The organism is Rhodobacter viridis, assembly GCF_003217355.1.
In the GTDB taxonomy this organism is placed as follows: Bacteria; Pseudomonadota; Alphaproteobacteria; order Rhodobacterales; family Rhodobacteraceae; genus Rhodobacter; species Rhodobacter viridis.
Genome location: NZ_QJTK01000004.1, coordinates 241928 through 247983, shown reverse-complemented (window position 1 = coordinate 247983; position 6056 = coordinate 241928). Strand labels below are relative to the sequence as shown.

The 6056-nt window shown below is 65.4% G+C and carries 5 protein-coding genes and 1 pseudogene; 3 read left to right on the top strand and 3 right to left on the bottom strand.

Translation table 11 applies throughout. The features are described 5' to 3' along the window. The 3 genes and pseudogenes from C8J30_RS08260 to arsJ all read left to right on the top strand — a co-directional run. Nucleotides 1-114, top strand: a 114-nt coding sequence (locus C8J30_RS08260) for an integrase core domain-containing protein (protein WP_146227878.1), incomplete at its 5' end; no start/stop codon positions are given. 57 nt (nt 115-171) lie between these two features. Continuing rightward, nucleotides 172-519: pseudogene (locus C8J30_RS08255) on the top strand (ArsJ-associated glyceraldehyde-3-phosphate dehydrogenase); the annotation flags it as partial. A gap of 119 nt (nt 520-638) precedes the next feature. Beyond that, nucleotides 639-1877, top strand: coding sequence for an organoarsenical effux MFS transporter ArsJ (gene arsJ / locus C8J30_RS08250; RefSeq protein ID WP_110805366.1), 1239 nt, complete (start codon nt 639-641; stop codon nt 1875-1877). Here the strand turns inward: arsJ and moaA are convergent. The 3 genes from moaA to C8J30_RS08235 are packed head-to-tail and all read right to left on the bottom strand — an operon-like array spanning nt 1874 to nt 5973. Further along, on the bottom strand, nt 1874-2929 hold the full coding sequence (gene moaA / locus C8J30_RS08245; protein ID WP_110805365.1) for a GTP 3',8-cyclase MoaA: 1056 nt from the start codon (nt 2927-2929) through the stop codon (nt 1874-1876). The genes arsJ and moaA overlap by 4 nt on opposite strands. Nucleotides 2930-2979: 50 nt before the next feature. Continuing rightward, nucleotides 2980-5439 carry an arsenate reductase (azurin) large subunit gene (locus C8J30_RS08240; RefSeq protein ID WP_110805364.1) on the bottom strand — a complete coding sequence of 820 codons (2460 nt, stop codon included), beginning with the start codon at nt 5437-5439 and terminating at the stop codon, nt 2980-2982. A 9-nt stretch (nt 5440-5448) separates the two neighbouring features. Next, nucleotides 5449-5973: an arsenate reductase (azurin) small subunit gene (locus C8J30_RS08235; protein ID WP_110805363.1), complete on the bottom strand. Its 525-nt coding sequence runs from the start codon at nt 5971-5973 to the stop codon at nt 5449-5451. Between the last annotated feature and the right edge of the window lie 83 nt (nt 5974-6056).

The following is a 6056-nucleotide window of genomic DNA, read 5'->3' as shown; positions in this document are numbered from 1 at the left end:
GCAGGCATCGGCAAATGGATCGACTTCTACAACACGCAGCGCCCCCATTCGGCGCTTGGCGGAAGGACACCGGTTGAGGCCCATCAGGGCCAAGACCTGAAGGCGGCGGCTTGATCAACGGGCAAGCTTAGCAACGCCGCAAATCTGTCCGGAAAACGGGGACCACCTCACTATCCCGAGCTCACGGGGCGGCTCAACGGCCATGCCGTCCGGGTGCCGCTGCTCAATGCCTCGCTCACCGATTGCGTCTTCGAGCTTGAGCGTCCGACCACGGTCGCGGAGGTGAACGGTCTGCTCAAAGCCGCCGCCGAGGGGCCGCTGAAGGGGATCCTCGGTTTCGAGACCCGGCCGCTGGTGTCGTCGGATTTCACCAATGACCCGCGCTCGGCCGTGATCGACGGTCCCTCGACGATGGTGGTGAACGGCACGCAGCTCAAGCTTTACGCCTGGTATGACAACGAATGGGGCTATGTCTGCCGCCTCGCCGATATCGCCCGGATGGTCGCCGAAAGCCTCTGATCCCCTTTTATCTTGCTTCAAATATCCTCGGGGTGAGATGGGATCGAGCAGCCTTCCGGTGGAAGGCTGCCCCATCGAACGGGGGGCAGACAGCCCCGGCGACCCGTGCAGGAGCTCTGATGTCCGAAAATCCGATCCGCGCCTATGCCGCCGTCACTGCCGCCTATTGGGCCTTCATGCTCAGCGATGGCGCTCTCCGAATGCTGGTGCTTCTGCAGTTCAACTGGCTGGGCTTCAGCGCCTTGCAACTCGCCTGGCTCTTCCTGCTCTACGAGGTCGCGGGCATCGCCACCAACCTGGGCGCGGGCTGGCTGGCGGCCCGCTTCGGCCTGGCCGCCACGCTTTACGGCGGGCTTGGGCTGCAGGTCGCGGCCCTCGTGGCCCTTGCCCAGCTTGACCCGGGCTGGTCGATCCCCGCCTCGGTCGCTTTCGTGATGGCGGTGCAGGGCGTCTCGGGCGTGGCCAAGGATCTGGCGAAGATGTCGTCGAAATCCGCGGTCAAGCTCTTGGCGCCAAGCGGGGAGGGCGGGTTATTCCGCTGGGTGGCGGTGCTGACCGGGTCTAAGAACGCAGTGAAGGGGCTCGGTTTCTTCCTTGGCGCGGCTTTGCTGGCGCTTTTTGGCTTCAAACCGGCGATCTGGGGCATGGCGGGGCTGCTGGCGGTGATCCTGATCGCGGTCGTCGCTTTCCTGCCTGCGGGCCTGCCCGGGCGGATGAAATCTTCAGAGGCTTGGGGCGGCTGGCGCTCGAAAGACCCGCAGGTGAACCGGCTCTCGCTGGCGCGGATGTTCCTCTTCGGCGCTCGCGATGTCTGGTTCGTCGTCGGCCTTCCGGTGTATTTCCAAGCGGTTCTCTCCGACGGCACGGCCGAGGGCCGACGCGAGGCCTTCTTTCTCACCGGCGGTTTCATGGCACTCTGGATCATCGCTTACGGCGCGGTGCAGGCCTTTGCGCCCCGGCTTCTGGGTGCGAAATCCCAGCCCGAAGCGGCGATAACCGCGAAAGCCATCACCTGGGCGGGCTATCTCGTGCCGATCCCCTTCGCGCTCTCGCTGGCCGTGCTGATCGCCCCCGTGCCCGCACCTTGGCTGACCGCCACGCTCCTCATCGGGCTCCTCGCCTTCGGCTTCGTCTTTGCGGTCAATTCCTCGGTGCATTCCTACCTGATCCTCGCCTTTGGCGACGCGCGGCGGATCACCCGCGATGTCGGCTTTTATTACATGGCCAATGCGGCGGGGCGGCTCATCGGCACGCTTTTGTCGGGGCTGAGCTACCAGATCGGCGGGCTGGCGCTTTGCCTGGCCACCGCAGGCGCGATGGCCGCAGCCAGCTGGATCGCCGCGCGCAGGCTCGCCTAGCCGCCCGTGTGGCTCATCATCCGCGCGATCTCGCCGCCGCGGGTGACCGGATCAAAGCCGTGGCCGCCGGTTTTCTGCCCGATGGCCCGGCCAATTGCTGCGCACAAACCATCATCCTCGGGCGCGCCGCGCACGAGGCCGCGCAGATCGGTCTTGCCTGTCTGACCGAGGCAGGAAAACAGCTCGCCCGTGCAACTGAGCCGCACCCGGTTGCAGCTGGCGCAGAAATTGTGGCTGAGCGGCGTGATGAAGCCGATCTTCTGCCCGGTGCCGTCAACCCGCACATAGCGCGCCGGGCCTCCACTGGTTTCGGCCGTCTCGACAAGGGGATAGCGGCTTTCCAGCCGCGAGCGCAGATCGGAAAGCGGCCAGAACCGCTCCGCCCCCAAGCCCGCGCCCATCGGCATCACCTCGATGAAGGTCAGATCGAAGCCCCGCGCGCCGCACCAGTCGGTCAGCGCGAAAAGCTCGTCCTCGTTTACCCCCTTCAGCGCCACGGCGTTGATCTTGACCCGCAAACCCGCCGCCTCCGCCGCGGAAATCCCCGCCAGCACCGGCGCCAGACTGCCCAGCCGGGTGATGCGGGCGAATTTGTCCGCGTCGAGCGTATCAAGCGAGACATTCACCCGCCGCACGCCACAGGCCGCCAACTCTTCGGCATGCCGTTCCAGCTGCGTGCCGTTCGTCGTCAAGGTCAGCTCGCGCAGCGCACCCGAGCGCAGATGCCGCGCCATCGCGCGAAAGAACGCCATCACATCGCGTCGCACCAGCGGTTCGCCCCCGGTGACGCGCAGCTTTTCCACCCCCATCGCGATGAAGGCGGAGCAGATGCGGTCAAGCTCCTCGAGGCTCAGCACCTCGGCGCGGGGCAGGAAAGTCATCTTCTCGGCCATGCAGTAGCTGCAGCGCAGATCGCAGCGGTCGGTGACCGAGACCCGCAGATAGCTGACCCGCCGCGCCTGCGCATCGACAAGCGCCGCGGGGGCCAGAACGGGCACCAGAACGGGCGATGCCGACAGGGCGGGCTGCCGAAACGGGGCGGAAAGGCTCATGCAGACCTCCGGTGGGATGAAGCCCCGCCCTCGCCGGGCGGGGCAAGGGGTCAGAGGGCGACTTCCCAAGACTTGTAGGACACCCGCGCCGAGGCCGGGGTGGCGTCCGAGATCTTCCGGATATTCGCCCAGGTGTGCTTGTAATTCGGCAAGATCAGCTCGTTCACGCCGGGGTTGACGATGTTGCCCTGCGCCCCGTTCGGCGCGCCGAAGATCATGAAGGTCTCGTTGCGCCGGGCGGTCGGTTCGGGATAGGCCAGCGCCTGCGTGGCCCCCACATCGTTGAACACCTCGACCATGTCGCCGGGCTTCAGGCCCAGTTCCGCCATGTCCTCGGGGTTGATCTGGATGAAGGGCACCGGGAAACGGTCCATGACGAAATCGTTGCCCTGATCGAGGAACCAGTTCTGCCAGTTCATGTTGGCGCGGCCGTTGTTGATCAGGAAGCGGTGGCTGGCCTGCTGCTGCGCCTTGCCGGGCGCCTGCCAGCCGCGCCATTCGCCCAGGGAAAACAGTGCCTTGCCATCCTCGCGGCCGTGGCGGGTGAAGACCCCGTCGGCATAAAGCCGTTCGGTGCCGATCAGCTTGCCATCCTTGAAGCCCACCACGGGTTCCAGCACGCCATTCGTGCCCATGGCGCGCAGCCGTTCATAGGTCACGTCGGTGTTGGCCGAGGCATAGCCGTCCATGAAGGCATCTTCCTCGGTTTTCCACTCGAACCCCTTGAACTGATCGGCATAGGCGTCGCGGCCCTCCTCGCGCAGCACCCGTTCCAGCGCCTGCGCCAGCCCCGCCGCGATCAGGCAATCGGGCCGGGCCGATCCCGGCGGGTCCATGTATTTCTCGGTCAGCCGCAGCCGCCTCTCACCATTCATCGAGGTCAGGTTCATCTCGCCTGACTCGACTGCGGGCAGGATCACATGCGCCGCTTGCCCGATCTGGCTGTGGATGATGTCGACGCAGACCGAAAAGATACCACCCGCGTTCACCGCCGAGACGATGGCATCGACCAGTTCCGCGCGCGGACGGCCCGCGGCGGCATCCATCGCCTCCTTCACCATCTGGCTGCGGCGGTTGTAGATGCGCTTGAACTGGCTCGCGTTCAGCGTGGTCTTGAAGTGGTCGTTGGCCCAGATGTGATGCACCTTGCCGCCGCCCGCGATGAGCAATTGATCGACATAGGGCGCGGGGCGGCCGACATGGGCATCCGAGGGGCGGAAGTAGCCCTCCTGATGGCCGCCAAGCCGACAGCAGCCGCCGCCTTCGCGCCCGACATTGCCGGTGGCAAGGCCGATGTTCAAAAGCGATCCGATGGCGCGGTAATTGTCGTTGCCCCAGATCAGGCCCTTTTCATAGCCGATCACGCATTTGCGCCGTGCGCCGTCCTTGGGCGCGGCGATCCATTCCGCCGCCTGCACGATCTGCGCCTCGCTCAGCCCCGTGGCCTTGGCGCCGTCGGCCAAGCTCATCTGACAGGCCGCCAAGGCCGCCTCGAACGAGCCAAGCGCCGCGGGTTGCGCGCTGCCCGCGGGCACCGCCGGCTCCTCGCCGCGGAAGGTAGATTTCTCGATGAAATCGCGGTCGACCCAGCCCTTCGCCGCGATTTCGGTGAAAAGCGTGTTGAAGAGCGCCACATCGGAGCCGGGCGTGATCTGCAGATGCAGGACGTTCTTTTCCCCCGCAACCTCCTCGCAGGCCTTCACCGTCACCGTGCGGCGCGGATCGACGATCACCACCCGCGCGCCATTGCGCATTCCCGGAACCATGTGATTGAGGAAGAGATTCGTCTGACATTCCATCGGGTTGGTGCCGACCAGAACGATGGTGTCGGTCTTTTCGTAATCGGCGTAATTGTATTGCAGCTCATCCACGCCCATGTCGCGCGAGGAATGCACCTCGGAATTATAGGCGGGGCGGTTATGGATGCGGCAGTGCTTCACCTTCATCGCGCCGAAGTACAGCTTGCCGGTGCCCCAGGTGTTCTCATAGCCGCCCGCCGAGCCGCCATGGTCGAACATCGAGACGTAAAGATCGTCCTCGGCGTCCTTGTCGATCACCCGTGCGGTGACGCGGGCGACCAGATCAAGCGCATCCTCCCACGAGGTCGGCTGCCAGGTGCCATAGCGCCAGACCATCGGATCGGTCAGCCGCTGCTGTTGCGTGCCGCGCTGATCGGAGCGGCGGTTTTCGGCCATCCGCGCACCGCGAATGGAGCCAAGCCCGCCGTTCACCGCGCAGTTGACATCGGGCTTGATCACCAGATGCACATCCTGCCCGTTCTGCTTGACCACGTTGTACATCGAGGGCGAATACCAAGCCTCGGTCATCGCGCCCTGCTGCTTTGAGAGATCCTCGCCGATCCAGTTCGTCTCGGTGCTGCCTTGCGTCTTCAGGGGCCACGTGTAGGCCTTGTAGCCGCAGCCGACGATGCAATAGTGGCAGGTGACGTTGTGTTCCTTGGCGCCCGCGGGAATGATCGGCAGGCGGTCGATATTGCGCTTGTAGGCCATGATTTTCCCCTATGCCTGCAACACGTTCGACAGACGGCCATAGATCAGCTCGTCCACCCCCTCGGCGAAGATGTCGCCCGCCTCGTCGATGCGCAGCGCGAATTGCGGCAGGTTCTGCGTGGCATGCCCCCAGACCTGCTGGCCGCCCTTTTCCGCATCGAACCGGCTGTAATGGCCGGGGCAATTCAGCGTCCGGTCGGCGGCATTCCAGGCCAGCGGATAGCCCTTGTGCGGGCACAGCACGGAATAGGCGACGATGTCCCCCTCGGGCCCCGCGCCGCCCTCGACCGGGGTGCCAAGCTTGAGCAGGATGCCGGGGCTGTCGGCATCCGGGTAGCCGATGTCGACCGGCACATCGACCTTGAGATCGGCAAGATTTCCAAGCTTCGCCGCAGGGTAATCGAGCATGGCGCGGGGCGTTTCCGCCCGCGCGCCACTGGGCAGCACCGTTGCCGCCGCCGCCCCTGCCACACCCAGAACGCCACCGCGCAGAAACTGGCGACGGCCGACATCGACCAACCGATTGCACTTCATGGGGTCTCCTCCCGTTTCTCCCTCATCCCAGAGTAGCAACGGGCGTTTCGCCGTATCTACGACCTTGGGCAGCCTGCCGCGGC